The 22,096-nt window shown below is 72.1% G+C and carries 23 protein-coding genes and 2 pseudogenes; 8 read left to right on the forward strand and 17 right to left on the reverse strand.

The window, feature by feature from the left end; translation table 11 throughout:
• Positions 1 to 465, reverse strand: a pseudogene (locus tag STRAU_RS33330) (hypothetical protein); the annotation flags it as partial.
• Positions 466 to 1,293: 828 nt separating this feature from the next.
• On the opposite strand from STRAU_RS33330, the gene STRAU_RS33335 reads away from it, so the two are divergent.
• On the forward strand, positions 1,294 to 1,929 hold the full coding sequence (locus STRAU_RS33335; RefSeq protein WP_016644825.1) for a hypothetical protein: 636 nt from the start codon (positions 1,294 to 1,296) through the stop codon (positions 1,927 to 1,929).
• A gap of 4 nt (positions 1,930 to 1,933) precedes the next feature.
• Here STRAU_RS33335 and STRAU_RS33340 read toward each other — a convergent pair whose 3' ends face one another.
• A complete protein-coding gene (locus STRAU_RS33340) occupies positions 1,934 to 2,731 on the reverse strand; it encodes a bestrophin-like domain (protein ID WP_016644826.1) in 798 nt (265 codons plus the stop codon).
• 339 nt (positions 2,732 to 3,070) lie between these two features.
• Here STRAU_RS33340 and STRAU_RS33345 point away from each other — a divergent pair, with 339 nt between their 5' ends.
• Complete coding sequence (locus STRAU_RS33345; protein WP_016644827.1) at positions 3,071 to 3,469, forward strand: hypothetical protein; 399 nt, start codon at positions 3,071 to 3,073, stop codon at positions 3,467 to 3,469.
• Here the strand turns inward: STRAU_RS33345 and STRAU_RS33350 are convergent.
• The 3 genes from STRAU_RS33350 to STRAU_RS33355 all read right to left on the reverse strand — a co-directional run bounded on the left by STRAU_RS33350 (position 3,451) and on the right by STRAU_RS33355 (position 6,800).
• Entirely contained in the window at positions 3,451 to 5,052 is a 1,602-nt protein-coding gene (locus STRAU_RS33350) for an alpha/beta fold hydrolase (protein ID WP_434976362.1), read from the reverse strand. The two genes, STRAU_RS33345 and STRAU_RS33350, sit on opposite strands and share 19 nt — an antisense overlap.
• A gap of 741 nt (positions 5,053 to 5,793) precedes the next feature.
• Positions 5,794 to 5,967 carry a DUF397 domain-containing protein gene (locus tag STRAU_RS40950; RefSeq protein WP_016644830.1) on the reverse strand — a complete coding sequence of 58 codons (174 nt, stop codon included), beginning with the start codon at positions 5,965 to 5,967 and terminating at the stop codon, positions 5,794 to 5,796.
• On the reverse strand, positions 5,964 to 6,800 hold the full coding sequence (locus tag STRAU_RS33355) for a helix-turn-helix domain-containing protein (RefSeq protein WP_016644831.1): 837 nt from the start codon (positions 6,798 to 6,800) through the stop codon (positions 5,964 to 5,966). Before STRAU_RS33355 ends, STRAU_RS40950 begins: the two co-directional genes overlap by 4 nt.
• A gap of 125 nt (positions 6,801 to 6,925) precedes the next feature.
• Here STRAU_RS33355 and STRAU_RS33360 point away from each other — a divergent pair, with 125 nt between their 5' ends.
• On the forward strand, positions 6,926 to 7,351 hold the full coding sequence (locus STRAU_RS33360; protein WP_037663588.1) for an ATP-binding protein: 426 nt from the start codon (positions 6,926 to 6,928) through the stop codon (positions 7,349 to 7,351).
• 48 nt (positions 7,352 to 7,399) lie between these two features.
• Here the strand turns inward: STRAU_RS33360 and STRAU_RS33365 are convergent, their stop codons facing one another.
• The 7 genes from STRAU_RS33365 to STRAU_RS33395 all read right to left on the reverse strand — a co-directional run bounded on the left by STRAU_RS33365 (position 7,400) and on the right by STRAU_RS33395 (position 12,005).
• On the reverse strand, positions 7,400 to 7,741 hold the full coding sequence (locus STRAU_RS33365) for a hypothetical protein (RefSeq protein ID WP_016644833.1): 342 nt from the start codon (positions 7,739 to 7,741) through the stop codon (positions 7,400 to 7,402).
• A 181-nt stretch (positions 7,742 to 7,922) separates the two neighbouring features.
• Entirely contained in the window at positions 7,923 to 8,288 is a 366-nt protein-coding gene (locus STRAU_RS33370) for a hypothetical protein (protein WP_016644834.1), read from the reverse strand.
• A gap of 123 nt (positions 8,289 to 8,411) precedes the next feature.
• A complete protein-coding gene (locus STRAU_RS42640; RefSeq protein ID WP_016644835.1) occupies positions 8,412 to 8,594 on the reverse strand; it encodes a hypothetical protein in 183 nt (60 codons plus the stop codon).
• Positions 8,595 to 8,715: 121 nt separating this feature from the next.
• Positions 8,716 to 9,582, reverse strand: a complete 867-nt coding sequence (locus tag STRAU_RS33380) for an SAM-dependent methyltransferase (RefSeq protein ID WP_016644836.1) — start codon at positions 9,580 to 9,582, stop codon at positions 8,716 to 8,718.
• Between the two features lie 213 nt (positions 9,583 to 9,795).
• Positions 9,796 to 10,140 carry a peptidase inhibitor family I36 protein gene (locus STRAU_RS33385; RefSeq protein ID WP_016644837.1) on the reverse strand — a complete coding sequence of 115 codons (345 nt, stop codon included), beginning with the start codon at positions 10,138 to 10,140 and terminating at the stop codon, positions 9,796 to 9,798.
• Positions 10,141 to 10,363: 223 nt separating this feature from the next.
• Positions 10,364 to 10,705 (reverse strand): hypothetical protein, encoded by a 342-nt coding sequence (locus STRAU_RS33390; protein WP_016644838.1) that lies wholly within the window; start codon positions 10,703 to 10,705, stop codon positions 10,364 to 10,366.
• Positions 10,706 to 10,709: 4 nt separating this feature from the next.
• Entirely contained in the window at positions 10,710 to 12,005 is a 1,296-nt protein-coding gene (locus tag STRAU_RS33395) for an MFS transporter (RefSeq protein ID WP_052029391.1), read from the reverse strand.
• A 134-nt stretch (positions 12,006 to 12,139) separates the two neighbouring features.
• Between STRAU_RS33395 and STRAU_RS33400 the strand changes: the two genes are divergently transcribed.
• A complete protein-coding gene (locus STRAU_RS33400; protein ID WP_016644840.1) occupies positions 12,140 to 13,075 on the forward strand; it encodes a LysR family transcriptional regulator in 936 nt (311 codons plus the stop codon).
• A gap of 260 nt (positions 13,076 to 13,335) precedes the next feature.
• Positions 13,336 to 13,638, forward strand: coding sequence for a hypothetical protein (locus tag STRAU_RS33405; RefSeq protein ID WP_106968129.1), 303 nt, complete (start codon positions 13,336 to 13,338; stop codon positions 13,636 to 13,638).
• Positions 13,639 to 13,765: 127 nt separating this feature from the next.
• Here STRAU_RS33405 and STRAU_RS33410 read toward each other — a convergent pair whose 3' ends face one another.
• From STRAU_RS33410 to STRAU_RS33420, 3 genes are all read right to left on the reverse strand, one after another.
• Positions 13,766 to 14,185, reverse strand: coding sequence for a hypothetical protein (locus tag STRAU_RS33410; protein WP_016644842.1), 420 nt, complete (start codon positions 14,183 to 14,185; stop codon positions 13,766 to 13,768).
• A 105-nt stretch (positions 14,186 to 14,290) separates the two neighbouring features.
• Positions 14,291 to 15,202 (reverse strand): polysaccharide deacetylase family protein, encoded by a 912-nt coding sequence (locus STRAU_RS33415; RefSeq protein WP_037663590.1) that lies wholly within the window; start codon positions 15,200 to 15,202, stop codon positions 14,291 to 14,293.
• Positions 15,203 to 15,292: 90 nt separating this feature from the next.
• Complete coding sequence (locus tag STRAU_RS33420; protein ID WP_016644845.1) at positions 15,293 to 16,153, reverse strand: SDR family NAD(P)-dependent oxidoreductase; 861 nt, start codon at positions 16,151 to 16,153, stop codon at positions 15,293 to 15,295.
• Between the two features lie 54 nt (positions 16,154 to 16,207).
• Between STRAU_RS33420 and STRAU_RS33425 the strand changes: the two genes are divergently transcribed.
• Positions 16,208 to 17,086 carry a helix-turn-helix transcriptional regulator gene (locus STRAU_RS33425; protein ID WP_016644844.1) on the forward strand — a complete coding sequence of 293 codons (879 nt, stop codon included), beginning with the start codon at positions 16,208 to 16,210 and terminating at the stop codon, positions 17,084 to 17,086.
• Positions 17,087 to 17,164: 78 nt separating this feature from the next.
• Here the strand turns inward: STRAU_RS33425 and STRAU_RS33430 are convergent, their stop codons facing one another.
• Positions 17,165 to 17,752: an NAD(P)H oxidoreductase gene (locus STRAU_RS33430; RefSeq protein ID WP_037663592.1), complete on the reverse strand. Its 588-nt coding sequence runs from the start codon at positions 17,750 to 17,752 to the stop codon at positions 17,165 to 17,167.
• Positions 17,752 to 18,777: an NADP-dependent oxidoreductase gene (locus STRAU_RS33435; protein WP_037663594.1), complete on the reverse strand. Its 1,026-nt coding sequence runs from the start codon at positions 18,775 to 18,777 to the stop codon at positions 17,752 to 17,754. The genes STRAU_RS33430 and STRAU_RS33435 overlap by 1 nt, the downstream gene beginning before the upstream one ends.
• A 207-nt stretch (positions 18,778 to 18,984) precedes the next feature.
• Here STRAU_RS33435 and STRAU_RS44175 point away from each other — a divergent pair.
• Both STRAU_RS44175 and STRAU_RS44180 read left to right on the forward strand, forming a co-directional pair.
• Positions 18,985 to 19,653: pseudogene (locus STRAU_RS44175) on the forward strand (AfsR/SARP family transcriptional regulator); the annotation flags it as partial.
• Between the two features lie 472 nt (positions 19,654 to 20,125).
• Positions 20,126 to 22,096: ATP-binding protein (locus STRAU_RS44180; RefSeq protein ID WP_397893248.1), on the forward strand; the 1,971-nt coding region annotated here is incomplete at its 3' end.

A 22,096-nucleotide genomic window follows, 5' to 3' on the forward strand; every position in this document is an offset into this window, starting at 1 on the left:
CGCCACGAGCAGCGGCGCCGACCAGGCGTACGGCTGGATCCATCGCCACAGCAGCAGCAGGGCGGCTCCGGCGGCGACGAACCCGACGTGGGCCCGCGCCACCGCCCGCCCGGCCCCGCGCAGCCGGTCCACCTGTCGCGCGGGGACGCGCAGGGCGGTGAGCAGCCGGGGCAGGTGCGGGATCAGGAGGGCCAGGATGAGGATTTCCACGGCGGGCAGGGCGGCGAGGGTCAGACTGCGGATGACGAGTTCGAAGGTGTCGAAGCCGACGGCGAAGCTGTCGAGGTGGAAGTGGCCGTAGTAGGCGTTGGTGTAGATGTAGCCCGCGTACAGCATGAGGGCGCTGACGAACGAGGCCGCTCCGACCACGGAGTTGATGAGTTCGGCGGGGCCGCCGCCCCCGGCAGCGGCGGTGGGCGGCGCCGGGGTACGGGCGCGTCCGCGCCGGACGGCGGTCGGCCGCACGACGGCGGTCGACCGCGCCCGGGGCGAACGCGGCACCCGGGCCGAACGCCGCGCCCGGGACGCACCTGCCGACCCCGATGGTTCGGCACCCACCCCGTCAATCCCCTTCGGGCGAGGGGCTGTTGTTCTCTTCGTCGGAGGTCGTCTCGGGCGAGGACGTGTCCGGCTCGATCGTCTCCGGCGTACGCGGACACACATCCGATTCCGGATACTCGGCGCACCACGAGGACCGTGGCGGGGCCGCGGGCGTCGAGCGGGGCCGCGGGCGTCGAGCCGCTGACGCCGGGTCCGGGTGCGCCGATCGGGCCCGTGTCGACCGGCGGCGCCTGCACCGGCGGAACGCCGGGGTCACCGCCCCGGGACGCGCCGGGAGCGGCGGCCGACTCGCCGGGAGCGGTGGCGGACCCACCGGGGCCCGCGGCCGACGAGACCGCGCCGGGCCCCGAGGACCCGCCCGGCCGCCCCGGCGTCTCACCCTCGGGCCCGGTCGACCGACCGCACGCCGCGGTCCCGACGCCCAGGACCACCACCATGATCACGACACCTTGACGTATGCGCATGCGTTCCCCCTCACACCGGAACGTCCTCACAGTGTGTGAGCGAAGAATGACACCGGTCGCGCGCGCTGCCCATATCCCCGGCGCGAAATTCACCCTCGTACGCCCCGGGTGGGGCCGCTGCTTCTGCCCGGAACCGCGCAGGGCACCATAGGCGGTCGCATCGATCGGAACGACCTGTACGACAGGGAATCGGAACGACCTGTACACCTGTACGACAGGGAATCGGAACGACCTGTACGACAGGGAACACGGGGAACACGGGAAACACATGAGGACGCAGCGCGGAACGCGGAACCACCACAAGCACCTCGGTCTGACGGCTGTCGGCGTGATCGCCGCCCTGGCGTTGACCGCGTGCGGCGGCGGCTCGGACGACGACTCGGGCAAGGACGGCAAGTCCGAGGCGGGGAAGGGTGCTTCCGAGGCGCCGAAGAACCTCAAGCTCGGGCAGGCGGGTCCCGAGCAGGAGATCACCAGCTACAAGAAGACCGCGAAGTTCTCGATCACGCCGACGAAGGTCACCGAGGGCAAGCCGGCGGACCTGAAGGAGCTGGGCGACGAGAAGAAGTACAAGGGCAAGAAGGTCGCCTGGATCTACGTGAAGGCCAAGCACGTCGGCGGGGCCCCCGCGATCAAGAGCGCGCTGGTGATGGGTGACGTCAGCGCGGAGACGAGCGCGGGCGCCCCCGCCACGAAGTTCATCCTCATCGGAGACCTTTCCAGCCGGCCCGCCGACTGTCTCGGCAACAACGGCAAGAGGGAGCTCGGCAGCGAGGACATCTGGAAGAAGGGGGAGGAGCGCACGGTGTGCGAGCCGTACCTCATTCCCGCCACGGAGACGGTCAAGTCCGTGACGTACTCGCAGGGCTTCTACAAGGAGCCCCTCAAGTGGGCGGTGCGGTAGCCCGCTACGCGGTACGCCGGTCGCCGTTGGCGTCACAGGGCAGGTCGGCCGCCTCGTGGTGGACGAGGAAGTCGCGGGTGGCCTGCCGTTCCACCTCGGAGATCGCGGTGGGTTCGACATTGATGAGGCCGTCGAAGGGCCGGTCGACGTCGCGGATGATGCACAGCGTCGCCGTCAGGAGCGCGGTGATCACGGTGAGCGCGACGATCTGGCCGCGGTTGTTCCTGCGGGGCAGGCAGACGGCGAGGGCCACGACGGTGATGGTGAGGGTAGCGAGCAGGAACCAGAAGATGGGCCCGGGGATGCTGGCGGTGGCCTGCGTGAGGCGTTCCTCGCGTTCGTCGGAGCGCTTGTTGTCGGCGGCGATCAGCATGCCGAAGACGGGCTTGCCCTCCAGGTCGCGGAAGGACCGGCGGACGTCGGTGGACCAGACGCTGGGCGCGGCCGACCCGTTGCCGCCGGCCATGGCGGACCATTCCTGGGTGCGTACGGCGCGTGCGTAGCAGACGGTGTCCGCCTGGACCCGCTGCCGCTCGGCCTGCGGCGTGTACTCGGCGATCTCGGTGAGCTGGTCGAGCGCGCGGGCCTCGCCGCGCGCGGCGACCTCGGCCTTGCCGTAGGAGCCGGCGGCGGTGACCAGGACGAAGGCCAGCAGGAGGACGGTCAGCGTCAGCAACGGCCCGACGAGGTCCTTGACGGCCATGCCGGCGTCGTCGTCGCTCATCAGCCGGGGCCGCAGGAACCGGTTGGCCGCCAGCCCTGCGCACAGAGCCAGTACGGCGACGACGATGACGAGGACCACGGCGACCTCCCGGGCGGGCGACAGGTCCCACGGCCGTGGGAGCCCGCCGTGATCATGACCAGCCCTGCGCCGCCCGGAAGCGCGGAGACGTCCGCTCGCCCCCGAACGAGCGAAGCGTTTGCGCCGGAAAGCCCCCTCGTCCAGCGCGCTTGATCGCAAGTGTGCCCGTCCTCGTGTATCCGGCGTGCGCTGCTGGTGGGCCGTCCGCTGGTGAGCTGCGGCGCCCTTCCAAAAGGGGGTTTGCCGCGCATGATTCGCAAGGGTGATAAACGGTCTGAATAGCGTTGTTCGTGTCGCGGTCCGGGGAGGCCGCGACATTCAGCGTGAAAGGAAGACTGCATGTTCAAGGCCAGGAAGACGCGCGTCATGGCGCTGACCGGCGCGGGGCTCGCGGTGGCGGCGACGGTGCTGGCGGGAGCCGCCGTCGCGGCGCCGGACGCCAGCACCTCCCAAGCCCCCCACGCGCAGGCCGGCGCCCAGATCAACGCCGACGGCACGGTCGTGCACTCCAAGGGCGTCAAGGGGGTCACCGCCTCGGGGCACGTCTACTGCGTCGAGATCGAGAACGAGGACGTCGATCTGTCCAGGGCGATCGTCACGGCGACCCCCCGCAACACCCCGGGCTCCACGCTCCGGGTCATCCCGGGCAACTGTGCGGGCGGGAAGGGCATCACCGTCGGGACCTACGACCCCTCCGGTGGCGGCCTGCCCAACGCCTTCTACATCGCCGTGATGTGACCTGAGCGTCCTTCAAAGCCTGCGCTGCCCCGTAGCGCTACGGGGCAACGCAGGTCTCGTTCTTGACCGGGAGCCTTCCCGTGGCCAGATAGGCGTTGACCTTGGCGTCCACGCAGGCGTTGCCGTACTCGGCGTAGAGCCCGTGCCGGTTGGCGCCCTTGACGGTGAGCAGCCGGGTGCCGGGAAGCCGCTGCCGTAGGGCGACGCTTCCCTTGTACGGGGTACGGGGTACGGGGGTCGCCGGTGGCGGCGACGATCAACGCGCGGGCGTCGTCCGACACTTGGGTCGGCTGTTCGCGCGGCCGGTCCCAGAAGGCGCATGGGTTGATGTTATTGGCCAGGGGGCCGAAGACGGGGTGGGCGGCGCGGCTGCGCTCGATGTCCCGCCAGTAGTGCTCCGGGTCGCGCGGGGCGGCCACGTCCCCGCAGAGGATCGCGGTCTGTGTGCTGCCGTACGCGGACTCGGCGCCGGTCAGGGCGACGCGCAGCGTGGCGGTGAGGCTCTCCGTCAGCCGGGTCGGCTTCCCCATGGCGGCCCTGGCAAGCACGGACACCGTGTCGGCCAGGTCCTTGCGGCCCGCGTCGGTGTCGTCGGCGTTGCCGCTGAGGAGCAGCAGCGGTACGTGGGTGTCGTCGATCCGGTACGTGTCCGGCGCGGTGCCGAGGGTCAGCCCGCGCGCGGACTTGGCCACGACCCGGTCGATGGTGGCGAGCACCTGCGCACGGGTGCGGCCGAGCTGGTACTTGCCGTGCCGTTTCGCGGCCCAGGTCGCCCAGTCGGCGAGGGCTCGCTCGTTCTCGGGCTCGGCGCCGCGCATCAGCTGGGGCTGGTAGCGCGCGGGGTCGAGCGCGCTGTCGAGGACCATCCGGTCGTAGCGGCCGGGGAACATCTGCGTGTAGACGGTGCCGAGGTATGTGCCGTACGAGTAGCCCAGGTACGAGAGCTTCGGCGCACCCAGCGAGCCCCGGATGACGTCCATGTCGCGGGCCGCGTTGCGGGTGCTGACATGCGGAAGCACATCACCGTGAGTGTCCCGGCACGCGTCAGCGAGCCGCTTGTGCAGGCCGACTTGGCGCTCGAAGCTTGCCCGGCCGAGCCCGGCGGAGAGGACGTACGTGCTGACGGGCCACTCGCAGTCCATCCCGGTGCTGCGGCCGACGAATCGCGGGTCCATGCCGATGAGGTCGTAGCGCGCGGCCACGCCCTTCATCGCGTCGCGGATCACGGGCGGGAGGTAGAGGGTGGGGTCGCCCGGCCCGCCGTAGTTGAGCAACATGGGGCCCACCCGGTGGCGGGTGTCCGTCGCCTTGATCCGCGAGATCGCGACCTTGATCGTACGACCGCCGGGGTCGGCGTAGTCGAGCGGCACCGTCACGTTCGCGCAGCGGGCGCCCGCCTTCTCCAGGTACTTGCCCCCTTCGTCGTCGGGTCCGAAGACGCAGCTGCGCCAGGCGAGGCGCTGGTCGTAGTAGCGCGCGAGCGCGGATTCCGGCGGGGCGGCGGTTGCCGCCGGGGTGACGAGGGCCATCGACGTCGTCACCGTCAGGGCGGTCAACGCCGTTGTGCACAGGGTGAGTTTCATGCAGAAAACGCTAGAAGTCCGGCCGTTTCCGCACACTCCGGGTGGCCCCCGGGCTTCCGGCGGGCAGCCCCAGGGTGCGCCCGTGGCACCCGGGGCTCTGGCTTGGTGGGCCCGGGACGAGGAGTGAGCGAGGCCGCCCGGGGTTGGCAGTGTGGCGCTTCCGGGGCGGGCGTCAAGGGCGCCCTCCGGGCGTCGGCTACGCCGATTCCGCTGCGCTCCACCCTTGACCCCCACCCCTCCAGCGCGAGTTGCTGTTGGCCGGGCGGCCGGGGGTGGGGCGGCGGGGAGCCTCCGGTGGCGGCGATCCGGCTTCGTCGCCGGGTGCCGCCCGGCACAGACTTGGTGCGGGGCACCGGCCCGTCCCCGGTGACCTACTTTGAAAAAGTTGTGCGAGGCGCGCGGGGTAGTGAGAGTGGGGAGGTGTGCGCCCCCACCTAGTAGGGCCTATCAGTGCAGGTGGGGAGGGGGCGTGAATTACTCGGTGCGCGCTACTGCCGTGCGCTGCTCGCAACTTTTCCAAAGTAGGTGAGGGAGAGGGGAGGGGGGAGGCTGGCCGCACCCGGCGGTCGGGCGTGGCCGCCCCGCCACCGGATCCGCCCGTTCCCCCGGCCGTGAGGGTTCACGCAAGAAGATCCGGTCCGCACTCGGCGACGAGACCGTGCGCTCCCACCACCCGGTGCCCGCCGCCCCCTCCCCGGGTCGCCCGGAAGCGCCATGCTGCCGACCTCCGGGCGGCCACGTTCACCTTTGCGTGTAGGGGAGGAAGTCCCCCCACGCGGCGGATGTTATGGCGAGTTGAGGCCCGTCGGGGTTCTTGGAGTCGCGGATGTGGATCGTTTCGGGGGTGGCAGCTACTTCGACGCAGGCCGGTTCGTCGGCCGTGCTGTAGCTGCTCTTGACCCACTTCAGTGTCATGTCTCTCCCCGCACTTTCTCGATGAAGGCCAGTGACTCACGGGGCGTGAGAGCCTGCGCCCGGATCATGCCATAGCGCATTTCGAGGATCTGGAGGTCGCGCGGATCGGAGATCAGTCGGCTGACGAGCTGGACTGCGAGGTGCCCGATGGCGGTTCCATCCTTGAGCTTGAGGACTCGGATCGCACCGCCCAGTCCAGCGTTCTCTTCGCGGTCCAGCAGCAGGACCTGGATGTTGACGTTCCGCAACTGCCCGACCTCCAACAGATGTTCGAGCTGTCTGCGCATCACCATCCTTCCCCCGTTGGAGCGCCGCAACGTCGATTCGCACTGCACGAAGCTGAAAACAGGCTGCCCTGACTCGTTGTGGACGATCTCCCGCCGGGACATGCGGCCAGCCACACGCCGCTCTACCTCGGCTTCAGGGAAGGGAGGTTGACGGTTCCGGACCTCGGCTTGCGCGTACTCTTCCGTCTGGATCAGCCCATCGATCACGGAGTTGTTGTACGCACACAGCTCAACGGACTGGGCCTCCAACTTCGCCAAGTCCCGAACTTTCTTCGGGTACCGCGCCCGCTCCGCGTCGGGCTTCAGGCCCTGTAGGTGACCGCCCGCGTTCAGAACCTCATCCGCCCGGTCCAAGAACTCCGGCCTCGGAATCCGCGCCCCACGCTCCACCTTGTGGATCAGATTCTCCCCGTACCCCATCTGCTCACCGAACTGAACCGCCCGGAGGCCCGCGGCCTCCCGCCAGAACTTGATCTGGCGGCCGATGAGTTCGGCGACGGCGCTCGACTCGTCGTCGGGGTCCACCTCCCAGCCGATGTCGTCCATGCTCACGGCGGTCCTCCCCAGGTCATGGGTACGGTGGGTACGACTCGGGACAAGGGCCGGACACTCACCGTACGTACAGGCGTCATCACTGTTCAGGCTAGGCGCCAGCGGCCACGCTCAGTTATGTGAACCGAGAAATCACCCGGCCGAAGGCCCAAGTGCCTGCCCCCGTGCGCCGCTTCAGCGTGCAGCTGTCCGCCACCCGCAGGGGAGCCCGCCTCGCGAGGCTGCTCGCGACCGAACAACTGCGGTCGTGGGAGACCCCGTTGGAGGCCGCAGGCCAGATCATCGCGGAGCTGGCGAGCAACGCCGCCGTGTACGGGCGGGTGCCCGCGAGGGACTTCCGGCTCACGCTGACGGCGACCGATGAGTCGCTGCGTATCGAAGTCATGGACACGCGGGGTGACCGACTGCCGGAGGTACGGGAGCCGGATGGGGAGGATGAGACGGGCCGCGGACTCATGATCGTGGCGGCGCTGGCGGACCGCTGGGGCGTCGAGCTGGGCCCGGAGCCGCTGAAGACGGTGTGGGCGGAGCTGGACGTCTCTTAGGGCGGCGCGACGGCCGGCACCGCGACGCGGTGCCGGCCGGGGGAGGGACTAGCTGCCGAACCGCACGCTGTACAGCGTGACGCCGAAGTCGTTGTCGTACTGGCCGGGCTGGAGCTTGCTCCACTCCCGCTCGCAGTTGCCGTCGTAGAAGATCGTGGCGGTGGCGTTGGTCTGGTTGGACGCGCCGGTGGCCTTGTAGAGGCTGTAGCACTTGCCGAGGATCGGGTCGTCGATCTGGAGGGTCTCCCCCGTGACCGACCCGTAGTAGAAGTGGCCGACGGCGGCCTGGGCGCTGCTCATGGGCAGCGCGGCGAACAGCGCGAGCGCGGCGCCCGAGACCAGGGCAAGACGGCCCAGGCGGCGCGGTGTCTCATTGCGTGTGGTGGTCATGGGTCAACGGTCCCCGTGCGACGGGCGGGTGGGCCAGGGAGCACGCCCCTGGGCGGCCGGGAGGGCGGAGCGGGAAGCGGCGGCACGCACCCCGCCCGTGCGCCTGGGGTGCCCCCCCGCTGACGTGAACGCGGTGCCCCGGTGCGAGCCCTGGACGAGCGTCGCACCGGGGCACCGGGTGTCAGGAGTCCTGGTCGAAGTAGACGGAGCGGAACTTCAGGTTCACCCCGCCCTTTCCGTCTTCGCCCAAGGTGTACTTGGTGCCTTGGCAGTCACGCTCCTCGAAGACCCAGACGGTCTTGTCGGTCTGGTTGTCGGGCGAATGCGCGGGGTCGGTCTTGGTCGCGTCCGCCGCTCCCGGGACGTCGAGGCATGCATTGGTCTCGATGCCGGGGTCCCCCTCCATCCAGGTCCTCTGCTCCGTGCCCTGGGCGTCGGTGTAGGTGTAGTGGAACTTGCCGAGCGCCTCGGCGGAGGCGGAGCCGGAAGTGGCGACGACCAGCGCCAGGGAGCAGGCGGCGGCCGTGGTGATGGCGCGTAGGCGCATCAAGGTGTGGTCCTCACGTGGAAGGGACTGGTTCAGGCACTCCCCGTACTGCACGGCAAAGCGCCTGATAAGGCCATATGTACCGTGAATGGGGTGCGAGGCGAAGGCCCCGTGCCGGGGCGACTACAGGCGGCTGGTGATGTTGTCGAGGGTGACCTCGACGCCCGTGATCGCGTTGCGGACCACGTCGACGAGGTTGGCGGCGGCGGTCTCGACGGTGCCGCCCGAGGGCGCGGCGGAGGCGGGGGTGGCGAGGACGCCGAGAAGCGCGGCGGTTCCGAGGATGACGGCAGCGGTACGACGCATGGCGAAGTGCCTTTCGGAGAAGGGGACAGGCCCGCCCCGAGAACCGGAGCGAACCGTTCCTCCCAACGCCCCACTCCGGTGAATGGACACTCACCTTCATTCGGACGAGCAGATAGTCGGCTCAGTCGACTGTGTGCCGGGCGCTGAAGATGCCCCAGCGCAGGCGTCCCGCGCGGGTGGCGTCGACCCAGAGGGGGAGGTTGGCGAGCAGGGTGTCGACGTACGCGGGGCTGATCGTGGTGCGCAGCTCGGCCTCGCGGGCGCGGGTGTCCTCGTTCAACCGGACGTAGTGGCGGGCGATGTGGGCGCTGTGGTCGTCGAAGTCCACGGAGGTCAGGCCCAGGTCGGTGAGCAGGCGCAGGTAGAAGGAGGGGGTCGCCAGGGCGGCCACGCCCAGGCGGGAGACGACCGGGTGCAGCGCCTCGGCGGACGCGCTCTCGTCGGCCATGATGTCGGTGAACGCGAGGCCCCCGCCGGGCTTGAGGACGCGTACGGCCTCGCTCAGGGCGCGCGCCCGGTCGTCGCTGTGACAGAGCGCTTCCAGGGAGCAGACGGCGTCGAAGTGGTCGGCCGCGTACGGCACTTCGTGGAAGGAGCCGGTGACGACCTCGATCAGGCCGTCGAGGCCGCGCTTGGCGTTGGCCGCGCGGTGGCGTTCGTTCTGGGCGGCGCTGAGGTTGAGCGCGACGACGCGGCAGCCGAAGCGTTCGGCGAGGTAGCGGGCCGTGCCGCCGTAGCCGGAGCCGAGGTCGAGGACGGACCGGCCGGGGCGGAGGTGGTCCGCGAGACGGTCGGCCAGGCGCTCGACGGTGCGGCGGGAGGCGTCCGCGACCGGCTCCGCGTCGTGGGCGTAGACGCCGGTGTGGATGTCCTCGCCGCCCCAGACGGCGTCGTAGAAGGCGTCCACGTCGCTGGAGTCGTAGTAGCCGCGGGTCGCGTCCTCGTTGCTGCCCAGCGCGGTCGTCTCGGCGGCCTTGTCCTCGCTCATGCGTGCTTCCCTCGCTCCGTCGTCGTCCTTGCCGCCTGCCTGGCGGCTTCCCCAGCGTGGGCGCGGCCGGGAGCGAAGATCAACGGTGCCAAGTCGGCCATCCGCGCGCCGTGTCCCGAACCGATCGGAGCGGGCACGGGATGTCGGGTGCGGGAGGGGGCCGGCTGCCGGGGTTCGTCCGGCAGCCGGTCTGCTTCGTACTGAAGCCGCGTACTAGCTGAAGATGGCCGAGCGCATCTTGAGGCGCTCGGATGCCTGGCCGCCGGGGCGGAGGGTGAAGTATGCGCCCTCGCACTCGGCCTCGGTGAAGACGGTCACCGTCGAGTCGGTGCGGTTGCGGGGCGAGTGCGCCGGGTTCGACGCGTCGTCGTCGGCGACTTCCGGCAGGGTGTGGCAGACGCGGCTCTCCGGGTCGACCAGCTTGGCGGTCTGCGGCATGCCATTGAGCCCGGTGTAGGTGTACTCGAACTCACCGGTCGCGGCGCTCGCCGAGGTGGGCACGGTCAGGATGAGCGCGAGCGCGCCGAGGGCGGCACCGGCGGAGGAACGAAAACGCACGAAGGCACTCCTTGCGGGGAGTTGGGGGGGGGGCCGGAGGTCGAGCGGCTCCGGTGGGTCCGTGAATCGAGCCCCGTCGGAGCCTGCCTCGTGGACGTGGCGTATCCGCTTTTCCCGGGGCCGCGTCACCCGAAGGGAAGCCGCAGAAACGATCAATCGTGCGGTGAACGGGTGACGCGGCCCCGCGGGGAGTTTGCGGCGCCGCGTACCCGTACTCCGCAGGTCACCCGAACATCACGCTGTGCGGGAGCGAGCCGAAGAAGCCGGTGGACTGGCCGGGAGCCAGGGTGCCCCAGGGCTCCTCGCAGCCGTGGTCGAAGTAGATCGTCGCGCGGGTGTCGGTCTGGTTCGAGGCGCTGGTCGCGCCGCCCTGGACGAGGAGTCGGCACTCGCCGTTCGCCGGGTTGTTCATTTCGAGGTCCCCGGCCTCGACCGAGTGGTAGAAGAACGTGCCGTTGGCGGCGTGGGCGCTGCTGGTGGGCAGCGCGGCGAAGAGGGCGAGGGCGGCCCCGGCGGCCAGTGCCGCCCGGCCGAGCCGCGTCGCCGTGACGCGTGTGAGGGTCATGGCGTCAACGCTTCCGGACGGGGGGTGGGGCGCCCAGGGGGCACGGCCCCTTGCGGCCGGGAAGGGCGCCCGGTCGGTCGGGAAGCCGGAGCAGGAACGGGGTCGCCAGGAGGAGGAGCCCGGCGGTGGCGATCGTGGTGCGGGGGGCGGTGAGGGTGGCCAGGAGGCCGCCGAGAGCGGTCAGGGCGGCGACCGTGGTCCTGGTGGTGATCGTCCAGGCGGACAGGGTGCGGGCGGTCCGGTCGGGCGGGGTGCGGTTCAGGCGGTACGTGGCGTACACCGGGTTGAACACGCCCATGCAGGTGATCAGGCCCAGCTCGGTGACCATGACCAGGGCCAGTCCGGTGGGGCCGGGGTGGACGAAGGCCAGGGCGAGGGACCAGCAGGCGCGCAGGGTTCCCACGGTGCGCAGGACCGCTCGCTCGCCGAAGCGGTGGACCAGGGGGCGGGACAGGCGGGAGCCGATCAGGCCGCCCACGCACGGCAGGGCGAAGGCGAGGCCGTACTGCCAGGGGGCGAAGCCGAGTTCGCCGAGCATGAGGACGGCGAGCGGGGGAGAGGCCGCCATGATCAGGGCGCTGACCAGGACGGTGTTGAGGAACAGGGGGCGCAGGGCCGGATCGGTGAGGAGGAACCGCCAGCCGTCGGGGAGGTCGCGGGCGCGGAGGCGGGGCGGGGCACCCCCGCCCGCTCCCCGCTGTGCCGCGGGCCGCGGCTCGGCGGCGCGGATCGCGCGGATCCCCGCCGCCGACAGGAGATAGCTCACCGCGTCCGCCGCCACCGTCACCACGGGCCCGAACATCCCCACCGCCGCCCCGCCGAGCGGCGGCCCGAGTGCCGTGGCCGTCCAAGTCGTCGACTCCATGCGGCTGTTCGCGGTGAGCAGGTCCTCCGGGCGCACGAGCGCCTTCAGGTGGGCCTCGGCCGCCGCGCCGAACGCGATGTCGGCGGCGGCCACCAGCACCGAGACGGCCAGGAGCTGGGCGAAGGTGAGGGCGTCGAGGACGTACGCGGCCGGAACGGTCAGGAGCGCCGCGCAGCGGGCCAGGTCCATCGCCACCATCACCGGCCGCTTGCGGCGGAACTCCACCCACGGCCCGAGCGGCACCGCCACCGCCGCCCCCACCGCGAGCCCCGCCGCCGAAAGCAGCGACACCTGCGCCGGTCCCGCGTGCAGCGCGAGGATCGCGATCAGCGCGAACGCGTCGAACGCGAACCGGGTGCCGAACGCGCTCACTCCGTACGCGGCCCACAGCCACCCGAAGTCCCGGCCCAGTGATCTCCGTCGCCCGCCCGCCATGCCCAGCGTCCCCTTTCCGGACAACCCCACGTTGACCTCGGGGCATCAAATCCAGGTGCTGGTCAGCCCGGCAAACAACCAGGGGGAGGTCTCGTACAACCAGGCGTTGTGCACGTACCCCGTAAAGTGGCCCCGTGGATCTCAACGCCGTACGCACCTTCGTCGCCGCCGCCGACACCGGACAGTTCCAGGAGGCCGCCGCCGAGCTGGAGATCACCCAGCAGGCCGTGTCCAAGCGGGTCGCCGCGCTGGAGGCGGGCCTCGGCGTGCGGCTGTTCACGCGCACGCCGCGCGGCACCCGGCTCACCATCGACGGGCAGGCGTTCCTGCCGCACGCCCGCGCGCTGCTCCAGGCCGCGGAGCGGGCGGCGGCTTCGGTGCGGCCCGGCAGCCGGGCGCTGCGCGTCGACGTGGTCGGCCGCCGGGTGGCGACGGCCGGTCTGCTGCGGGACTTCCACCGCGCGCACCCCGGGACCGCCCTCGACGTGGTGACCCTCTACGGCGCCGACGCGGCGGTCGCCGCGCTCAAGGACGGCACGATCGACGCGACGTTCCGCGCGGTCACCATGCCGGGGCGGCGGCTCCCGGAGGACATCGAGGCCGTCCCGGTGTTCGACGAGCCGCAGATGCTCTTCACCGGGCCCGGCCACGAGTTCGCGGGAGCCCGCTCGATCACTCCGGCGCAGCTCGCGGGGCAGCGGATCTGGATGCCCGGCAACGAGCCCGGGACCGAGTGGGCCGCGTACTACGACGAACTCGCCGCCACCTTCGGGTGCACCATCGACGTGCTCGGCCCGAGCCCGAACTTCGGCATCGAGACGCTCCTCGACACGATCGCGGACTCCTCGACGCTTGCGACCTTCCTGAGCGAACAGACCCCGCTCGTCTGGCCCGCCGGCCACGACCTGCGGCTCATCCCGCTGCGCGACCCGACGCCCGTCTACCCGCACTGCCTGCTCTGGCACACCGACAATCCGCACCCCGGCCTCGCGGCGCTACGGGAACATCTGCTCGCCCGGCGGCCGGAGCACGCGGGGGCGGGAACCTGGCGGCCGACCTGGGCGCGGTGAGCTGTCGCCCCGGCCGTGTCCGCCCCGGCTCGTGCATCCGGTGTGCGCCGCATGAGCAGGTCGTCCGCCGGTGAGCTGCGACGCCCTCCCAACTGGTGGTTTATCACGCGTAGTTCGCGATCGGAGTGAGAGGGCTCCATAGCGTTGCTCGCGTCACGGCCCGGGGAGGCGGTGACACCTGGGCCGGGCAGTTCACCCCGCCGCCGTTCGGGCGGGCGTGGGCGACGGCAGACGAATCCGTACGAACAGGAAGGATGCTCATGCGAGCAACAGCAGTTCTGGTTTCCCTGGTCGCGGCCGCTTCGGTGCTGGGGCTGACCGGGGCCGCGCAGGCCGCCTCGTCGGGCCAGGTGGTGGTCTTCTCCCACGAGTTCACGCCGCTGGTCGTCCACCAGGACCCGGAGGGCTGCAAGACGCTGCCCGCGGGCGCCCATGAGCTGTCGAATCTCACGGACAAGCCCGTGCGGATCTACTCCAACCCGTTCTGCCAGGGGGATGCGATGGTGGTGCAGCCGGGGTACGGCACGCACGTGTACCCCGCCGCGGGCTCGTTCTCGGTGTAGGCCGCCGAAGAACAGCCCGCGCGGGGCCGGGGGCGCCGCCGTGTCCGGGACGATCCACATCCCGGGCGGGGGACGGCGCACGGGGGTGCGCCGGTGGACACGCACGACGCCTACCGGCCCCCGGCCCTCAGCCCAGGTAGCAGGCCGAGACGTAACCCACGACGCCCGTGCGCTTGTTCTGCACCAGCTGCCAGGCCGCGGTCCTGCTGCCGTCCGGGCACTGCACGGTCGGCCCGGAGTCGGTCTGGTACCAGTACGCGCAGTCGCCCTGGTTGGCCCAGCCGACGTGGTCGCCGCCGGGGCTGTTGCGCATGTGGATGCTGGTGCCCCGGAAGTCGGTGTGGGGGCCGCCCATCTCGCAGGCGGTGAGGGCTTGGGCGGGGGCCTCGGCGGGGGCCGGGGCGTCGGGCGGCGGGGTGGGGACCCGGGCGGTGGACACCGTGGCCGGGGCCGGGGCTGTGGTGGGGGCCGCGCTCGCGTACCCGGCGGTGAACGGGGTGAGGAGCAGGGCGGCTGCCGCCACCGCCAGCTTCGTTCGCGTCATCATGGACGCAACGGTCCCGAACCGGGGCGTACGCGACAAGAAGGCGCGGCCAGCGTCGGCCGACCGGCGGAGGTGACCCACGACCTCGCGCGCCCCCGGGAGGCGCCGTCAGGACTGCGCGGGCTGCGCGGGTCGTGCGGGCTGCGCGGGCTGCGCGGACCGGGTCGACCTGTAGTGCCCGGCGATCTCGTCCGACGTGGTCACCCACACGCCGGGGTGGTTCACCACGTACTCAAGAGCCTGGTCCAGATACTTCGCGCGGAACGCCTGGCCGATCACGAACGGGTGCAGGGCCAGGGCCATCACCCGCCCGCTGTCCGCGGCCTCCGCGTCGGCGTGCAGCTGGTCGAGCTGGTCCTTGACGATCCGCACGAAGTCCGGTCCTGTCGTGCTCTTGCCGACGAACAGGCTGATGTCGTTCAGTTCGACGGAGTACGGGACGCTGAACATGCCCGGCACGTTCAGGGCGTACGGCTGGTCGTCGTTCGTCCAGTCGAGTACGTAGTCCAGGCCCAGCTCCTTGAGCAGGTGCGGGGTGCGGAAGGTCTCCGTCAGGGCCGGACCCATCCAGCCGCGCGGCCGCGTGCCCGTGGTCCGCTCGATGGTCCCGACCACGTCCTTCAGGTACGCGCGCTCCTCGTCCTCCGTCATGTCCGCCTGGAAGACCGAGTTGTTCTTGCCGTGCGCGAGCCACGCCCAGTCGCGCTCCCGGCCCGCCTGGACGATCTGCGGATAGCGGTCGCCCACGTCGGAGTTGAGCAGCACGCTCGCCCGGACGCCGTGGCGGTCGAGGGTCTCCAGGGTGCGCCAGAAGCCGACCCGCGGGCCGTAGTCCCGCCAGCCGTAGTTGAGCGGGTCCGGGGCGAGGTGCGCGGTGCCGGGGAACGTGGAGGTCGACGGCTTGTCGACCTCGTAGTGCTCGATGTTGAGCCCGACATAGAAGGCGACCTTGGCGCCGCCCGGCCACCGGATCGGCTCGCGGCCGACGATGGGGCTGTAGTCGTAGAGCTGGTTGTCCATCACATTCACCTCGGAGAACGGTCCGCTGGCTGGCGTATGACGGACATGGTGAAACATTCACATTGGTGTGAGGGTCAAGCGGTCGCTCCGTCACGCCCGCATGCCGCCGTCGACCCGCAGGACCGTGCCGGTGACGTACGAGGCGCGGTCGCTGAGCAGCCAGGCGGCGGCCTCGGCGATCTCCTCCGGGGCGGCGGCGCGGCCCAGCGGGGTCTGGGAGTTGAGGTGCTCGATGGTGCCGGGGGAGCGCTCGTCCCACTCCAGCAGCATCTCGGTGAGCGTGGTGCCGGGGGCGATGGCGTTGACGCGGATGCCCTCGGGGCCGTACGTGGCGGCGGCCGACGCGGTGAGGCTGTTCAGGGCCGCCTTCGTCGCTCCGTACGCGGGCAGCTGCGGGTTGGCCATCAGGCTGCCGACGCTGGAGGTGTTCACGATGGCCCCGTGCCGCGCGGTGGCGCGGATGGCGGCGACCTCGGCGTTCATGGCCAGCCACGGGCCCTTGAGGTTGACGGCGCAGACCTCGTCGAAGTCGGCCTGTGACAGCTGGTCCATCGGGCCGGGCGGCTGGCCCGCCGCGCCGTTGTTGAAGGCCGCGTCAAGGCGGCCGTACAGCTCCACGGCCCGGTCGACGGCGGCGCGGACGCTCGCCGGGTCGGCCAGGTCGCACACCATGTGGTCCGCGGTGCCGCCGGCCGCGCGGATCTCCTCGGTCACGGCCTTGAGCTGGGCCTCGGTGCGGGCGGCGAGCAGCACCCGGGCGCCCTCCCTGGCGAACAGCCGCGCGGCCGCGGCGCCGATGCCGCGGCCGGCGCCGGTGATGAGGGTGACCTTGCCGGTGAGGAGGCCCGAGGTGGTGGCGGTCGTGGTGGCCGCGGAGGCTGTGCGGGTCGTGCCGGTCGTTGTCGCGTTGTCGTTCATGCCGACGAGCCTGGGCCCGGCCGCCCCGCTCATCCAGGCCCCGCCAGTACCTGGCTGGGAGCCGCAGGCCCGACGCACACTGGACAGGTGGATCAACAGGTACAGCGCGTACGGCGAGTACGGCGAGAGCTGGGCGACTTCCTGCGCAGCAGACGGGAGCGGATCACCCCGGCCGACGTGGGACTGCCCGCGGGGCCGCGCCGCCGCACCCCCGGGCTGCGCCGCGAGGAGGTGGCGCAGCTCGCGTTCATCTCGGCCGAGTACTACACGCGCCTGGAGCAGGCCCGCGCCCGGCACCCCTCCCGCGAGGTGCTGGCCCAGCTCGCCCGCGCGCTGCGTCTGTCGGACGCCGAGCGCGACCACCTCCACCACCTCGCCAGTACGCCGCCCGGGCCACCGGCCGGGCCTTCGCGGGAGGTCCGGCAGAGCATCGTCGACCTGCTGCGGCGGCTGCCGGAGGCCGCGGCGATCGTGGTGTCGGCGACGTACGAGGTCATCGCCTGGAACGAGCTGGCCGCCGCGCTGATGGAGGACTTCTCCGCCTTGCCGCGCCGGGACCGGAACCTGATCCGGCGCGCGTTCCTCGGCCCGCACCGGAACGGCCGGCGGCTGTACGGCGTCTCGGACGCCGACGAGTTCGCGGCCACCTCGGCCCGGCACCTGCGCGCCGCCGCGGCCCGCTACCCCGACGACCCCGAGGTGACCGGCCTGGTCGAGGAACTGCGGGCCGGCAGCGAGGAGTTCGCCCGCCTCTGGGACGCCCACGACGTGACCGCCCGACCCACGCTCTGCACGACCTTCGACCACCCCCTGGTCGGCCCCGTCCCGGTGAGCTGCGACGTCCTGGACATCACCGACCGGGACCAACAGGTCCTCATCTACACCGCCACGCCCGGCTCCCCGTCGGAGCAGGCGTTGCGGCTGCTGTCCGTGGTCGGCACCCAGCGCCTGGGCGTGCCCGGCTGAGGCTCCCCGCGCGGCGCCCCACCGCGATCGACGCGACCCGTGCGGCGATGCCCTCGCCGGGAACAAGGCCCCGGCCGCTCAGTCACGCAGCCCCGGCCCCAGCTCGTCGAGCGCCGATTCGAGGACCGCGAACGCGCCCTCGCCCACCTTCAGGGAGTCGTACACGTACCGGACCGCCACCCGCTCCGGCGCGATCCCGCAGAACTGGGAGATGCCCCGGTCCAGGACGCGCGTCACCGTCTCCTCCCAGCCCAGCTCCGCGAACTGCTCCCGGTCGTAGCTGACCAGGCCGAGCCAGAGGACGCGGGTCCGGTCCAGGAGACTGTCCCGGCCGCCGTACGCGAAGCCGTGGTTCCACACCCGGTCGATCCAGCCCTTGAGCAGGGCGGGCAGGCCGAACCACCACAGCGGGAAGACCACGACGATCGCGTCGGCCGCCGCCACGCGCCGCATGTGCTCCTGCACTTCGGGCGAGTACGTCTTCTCCGGGTCGGCCCAGTCGGGCTCGTCGGCCGGGGTCATCCGGGGGTCGAAGCCCTCGGCGGCGAGGTCGAGGAGGTCCACGGCGTGGCCCTGCGCGGTGAGGCGTTCGCGGGCGTGGCGGACGAGTTGGGAGGTGAGGGAGTCGGGGCGGGGGTGCCCGGTGACGAGCAGGACCTTGGCCATCACTTGGCCTCGCCGTCCAGGCGGACCAGCATCTTGCCGGTGTTGGCGCCGCGCAGGACGCCGAGGAAGGCGTCCGGCGCCCGCTCGATGCCGTCGACGACCGTCTCCTCCGTACGCAGCGTGCCGTCGGCGAGCATCCCCGCCGCCCTCCCGATCCACTCCGGGAACAGGTCGAAGTGACTGCTCACGAGCATGCCGCGCAGCGTCGCCTCCTGCTTCGCGGCCTGGAAGAGGTTGTCGGGGCCGGGGGCGGGCGTGGTGTCGTTGTACGTGCTGATGGCGCCGACGAGCGCGATGCGGCCCTGCGGGCGGATCGCGCCGATCGCGGCCTGGAGGTGGTCGCCGCCCACGTGGTCGACGTACACGTCGATGCCGTCGGGTGCCGCCTCGGCGAGCTGTTCGGCGAGGCGGCCCTGCCGGTAGTCGATCGCCGCGTCGTAACCGAACGTGTCGAGCAGCTTCTTCGTCTTCGCCGGGCCGCCCGCCGAGCCGATCACCCGGGACGCGCCGAGGGCGCGGGCCACCTGCCCCGCGACACTGCCGACCGCGCCCGCCGCCGCCGACACGAACACGACGTCGCCCTTCTTGACGGGCGCGGTACGGGTCAGCGCCGCGTACGCCGTCAGGCCCGTCGTGCCCAGCGGCCCGAGGTAGGCGGACGCGGGGGCGAGCGAGGTGTCGACGACCGTCACGGCGGCGGCGTCGAGCACGGCGTACTCACGCCACCCGGCGAAGTGCGAGACGGTCGCCCCGACCGGCACGTCCGCGCTGCCCGAGGCCACGACCTCGCCCACCGCACTGCCCTCCAGGGGCGCGCCCAGCTGGAACGGCGGGATGTACGAGGGCACGTCGTCCATGCGGCCGCGCATGTACGGGTCGACGGACATCCAGGTGTTGCGGACGAGGACCTGGCCTTCGGCCACGGTGTCCGTGTCCGGAATGTCGGTGGTGACCAGCTCGAAGTCGGTGAGGGCGGGTTCGCCGGTGGGGCGGGCGGCGAGGCGGATTTCGCGGGAGGCGGGCATGATGTCGGGCTCCTTCGGTGGTGGTTCGGCGCCGGTTGTGGCGACGAGGAACACGTTGCACGGGGGCACGCACGAACCACTGACGACCGACGCACGACGATCCGGCCGTCGGAGGTCAGCCCGTCCGGCGATTGAGGACGAGCGCGAAGCGCGAAGAGGGGGGAGAGGGGCGCAGCCCCATCAGAGGCCCACGACTACGGTTGCCGCATGCGATTCGAGGTGCTGGGCCCCCTGACGGTGCGCAAGGACGACGGCACCCCCCTCCCCGTGCCGGAGGCAAAGGTGCGCACCCTGCTCACGGCGCTGCTCGTCCGCCCCGGACACCCCGTACCGGTGGACACCCTGGTAGAGGACCTGTGGGGTGAGGGGAATCTCCCCGCGAACCCCGCCAACTCCCTCCAGACGAAGGTCTCCCAGCTCCGCCGCGCCCTCGCCGCCGAGCCGGGCGGCCGCGACCTGGTGACGTACGGCCCGGCGGGCTACGCGCTGCGGACCACCGACGACGCCACCGACGCGGGCCGCTTCACGTCGCTGACCACGGCCGCGTACGACGACGCCGACCCTCGGACACGGGCGGCACTCCTGAGGGACGCCCTCGCCCTGTGGCGCGGCCCCGCCTACGCCGACTTCCGCGACGCGGAGTTCACGCGGGCGGCGGCCGGGCGCCTGGAGGAGCAGCGGCTCACCGCCGAGGAGACGCTGGCCGAGCTGCGCCTGGAACTCGGCGAACACGCCCTGCTGGCCGACGAGTTGGCCGGCCTGGTCGCCCGCGAGCCGCTGCGCGAACGCCTCCGCGCGGCCCACATGCGCGCCCTCTACCGGGCCGGGCGCCCCTCCGAGGCCCTGGATGCGTACCAGGACCTGCGCCGCCGCCTCGCCGACGACCTGGGCATCGACCCGGGCCCCGAGGTCACCGCCCTGCACACGGCGATCCTGCGCCAGGACCCGGCGCTGGCACCCCCGCCCCCGGTGACGCCCACCGCCCCGGCCGCCCCTCCCACCAACGTGCCCGCCCACGTAACCGACCTCATCGGCCGCACCACCGAGATCACCCGCGTACGCGACCTGGTCCGCGCCACCCGCCTGGTGACGTTGACCGGCCCCGGCGGAGTGGGCAAGACCCGCTTGGCCCTGGAGGCGGCCCGCACTCTGGTCACCGAGCACGCAGATGAATTCCCGGACGGTGCCTGGTTGGTGGAGCTGGCGGGCACGAGGGACGGCGTGGCGGAGACAATTGCGGCGACCCTAGGCGTTAGGGAGGACGTCTCAGCCCGTCCGGCTTTTGAGGACGAGGCCGTCCAGGCCGATACGGGGGTCCCAGAGCCCCCGGTCTCGGGAAGGGGCGGGCTTGGGGAAAGAAACCCTCGCCCAAGCGCTGGCGCAACGCCGCGCCCTCCTCGTCCTGGACAACTGCGAACACCTACTGGACGACGTTGCCGACCTGGTCGCCCACCTCCTCCGCACAGCCCCGAACCTCCACATCCTCACCACCAGCCAGGAACCCCTCGCCCTGACCGCCGAAACCCTGGAAACAGTCGCCCCCTTGGCCGAGGAGGAGGCCCTGCGCCTCTTCGCGGAACGCGCGACGGCAACAACGCCCGGGTTCACCCTGAACGACGACAACCGCGAGGCGGCGGCCCTGATCTGCCGCCGCCTGGACGGCATCCCCCTGGCCGTCGAGCTGGCGGCCACCCGCGTCCGCACCCTCGGCGTGCACGCCCTCGCCGACCGTCTCCACGACCGCTTCCGCCTCCTGAACCAGGTACGCCGAGACGCCCCGGCCCGCCAGCGCACCCTGCGCGCGATGATCGACTGGAGCTGGGAACTCCTGACGCCCCCGGAGCGACGGGCGCTGCGTCAACTGGCCGTGTTCCCAGGGTCGTTCACGCTGGAGAGCGCGGAAACCGTACTGGGGAGCGCGGAGACCGTACTGGAGACCGCGGAATCCGTACCGGAGAGCGCGGAAAGCGTCCCGGACAGCGCGGAATCCGTCCTGGACCTGGTCACCCGCCTGACCGACCGCTCCCTCCTCACCCCCACACCCCCCGCCCCCGACGGCGCCATCCGCCACCGCATGCTGGAATCCGTCGCCGCCTACAGCCTCGAACGCCTCGACGAGGCGGGCGAGGCGAAGGCCCTGCGCCACCGCCACGCCCTGCACTACGCGGACCTCGCCGAGCGCGCCGCCCCCGCCCTGCACGGCCCCGACCAGCGCCGCCTGCTGCGCCGTCTCGACGCCGAGACGGTCAACCTGCGCGCCGCCCTGGACTGGGCCACCACCCGGGCCGACGCCGCCCTGACCCTGCGCCTGGTCAACTCCCTGACCTGGTACTGGTTCCTGCGCGGCCGCCTCAGCGAGGCGCTGCGCTGGCTCCGCCTCGCCCTCGACCCGGACACGGGTGGCGGCACCGCACAGGCGGGCGGCGACCCGGCCCGTGCCACCGCCGCCACCTCCCTCGCCGCCCTCGGCCTCCTCACCGGCGAGGACGCCTGCGCCTACGGCGCGGACTGCGTGACGGGGGACGGCCGCGCGGACCGCCGCGCCCGCTGGCTGCTCGCCTTCGCGCGCTGCGGCTTCGAGCGCACCGAGGCCGAGTCGGCCCGCGTCGACGCGCTCCTCGACGAGTTCCGCGCCGCGGGCGACCGCTGGGGCGAGGCCGCCACCCTCAGCGTCCGCGCCACCCGCGCCCTCTACGGCGGCGACCTCCCCGCCCTGCGCGCCGACGCCACCCGCAGCGCCGCCCTGTTCGTCGAACTCGGCGACCGCTGGGGGCAGTTGCAGTCATCCGAGCAGCTGGGCATCCTCGCCGAGATCGCCGCGGACTACGACGAGGCGGCCCGGCTGCAACGCGAGGGCATGGCAGGCGCCGAAGAGCTGGAACTGTGGACCGACGTCTCCTTCCGCCTCTCCCGCCTCGGCCGCCTCGCCCTCCTCACCGGCGACGACGCCCGCGCCGACGAGTACCACGAACGCGCCGCGCGGCTCGCCGCCCAGCAGTCCCACCGGCCCGCGCAGCAGTTCGCCGAGACCGGCCTGGCCCTCGCCGCCCGCCGCCGCGGCGACCTCGACACCGCCGAGAAGTACCTGCTGCCCTGGCTCGACTTCAACCGCCGCTTCGGCATCGACTCCGGCACCGCGCTGCTCCTGGCCCAACTCGGGTACGTCGCCGAGCAGCGCGGCGACGCCCCGCGCGCCGAGACCCTGCACCGCGAGGGCCTGGCCGTGGCCCGCGGCACCGGCGACAACCGGGCGGTGGCCCTGGCCCTCGAAGGCATGGCGGGCGCCCGCTCCCTGGCCGGCGACCACCCGGGCGCCGCC

The organism is Streptomyces aurantiacus JA 4570, from assembly GCF_000414115.1.
Taxonomy (GTDB): domain Bacteria; phylum Actinomycetota; class Actinomycetes; order Streptomycetales; family Streptomycetaceae; genus Streptomyces; species Streptomyces aurantiacus_A.

Bases quoted from the DNA above. Each gene is read 5' to 3' on its own strand.
- STRAU_RS33335 (WP_016644825.1), top strand. From the start codon at position 1,294: ATGAGGACGCAGCGCGGAACGCGGAACCACCACAAGCACCTCGGTCTG.
- STRAU_RS33345 (WP_016644827.1), top strand. From the start codon at position 3,071: ATGTTCAAGGCCAGGAAGACGCGCGTCATGGCGCTGACCGGCGCGGGG.
- STRAU_RS33350 (WP_434976362.1), bottom strand. From the start codon at position 5,052: ATGAAACTCACCCTGTGCACAACGGCGTTGACCGCCCTGACGGTGACG.
- STRAU_RS40950 (WP_016644830.1), bottom strand. From the start codon at position 5,967: ATGACACTGAAGTGGGTCAAGAGCAGCTACAGCACGGCCGACGAACCG.
- STRAU_RS33355 (WP_016644831.1), bottom strand. From the start codon at position 6,800: ATGGACGACATCGGCTGGGAGGTGGACCCCGACGACGAGTCGAGCGCC.
- STRAU_RS33365 (WP_016644833.1), bottom strand. From the start codon at position 7,741: ATGACCACCACACGCAATGAGACACCGCGCCGCCTGGGCCGTCTTGCC.
- STRAU_RS33370 (WP_016644834.1), bottom strand. From the start codon at position 8,288: ATGCGCCTACGCGCCATCACCACGGCCGCCGCCTGCTCCCTGGCGCTG.
- STRAU_RS42640 (WP_016644835.1), bottom strand. From the start codon at position 8,594: ATGCGTCGTACCGCTGCCGTCATCCTCGGAACCGCCGCGCTTCTCGGC.
- STRAU_RS33380 (WP_016644836.1), bottom strand. From the start codon at position 9,582: ATGAGCGAGGACAAGGCCGCCGAGACGACCGCGCTGGGCAGCAACGAG.
- STRAU_RS33390 (WP_016644838.1), bottom strand. From the start codon at position 10,705: ATGACCCTCACACGCGTCACGGCGACGCGGCTCGGCCGGGCGGCACTG.
- STRAU_RS33395 (WP_052029391.1), bottom strand. From the start codon at position 12,005: ATGGCGGGCGGGCGACGGAGATCACTGGGCCGGGACTTCGGGTGGCTG.
- STRAU_RS33405 (WP_106968129.1), top strand. From the start codon at position 13,336: ATGCGAGCAACAGCAGTTCTGGTTTCCCTGGTCGCGGCCGCTTCGGTG.
- STRAU_RS33410 (WP_016644842.1), bottom strand. From the start codon at position 14,185: ATGATGACGCGAACGAAGCTGGCGGTGGCGGCAGCCGCCCTGCTCCTC.
- STRAU_RS33415 (WP_037663590.1), bottom strand. From the start codon at position 15,202: ATGGACAACCAGCTCTACGACTACAGCCCCATCGTCGGCCGCGAGCCG.
- STRAU_RS33420 (WP_016644845.1), bottom strand. From the start codon at position 16,153: ATGAGCGGGGCGGCCGGGCCCAGGCTCGTCGGCATGAACGACAACGCG.
- STRAU_RS33430 (WP_037663592.1), bottom strand. From the start codon at position 17,752: ATGGCCAAGGTCCTGCTCGTCACCGGGCACCCCCGCCCCGACTCCCTC.
- STRAU_RS33435 (WP_037663594.1), bottom strand. From the start codon at position 18,777: ATGCCCGCCTCCCGCGAAATCCGCCTCGCCGCCCGCCCCACCGGCGAA.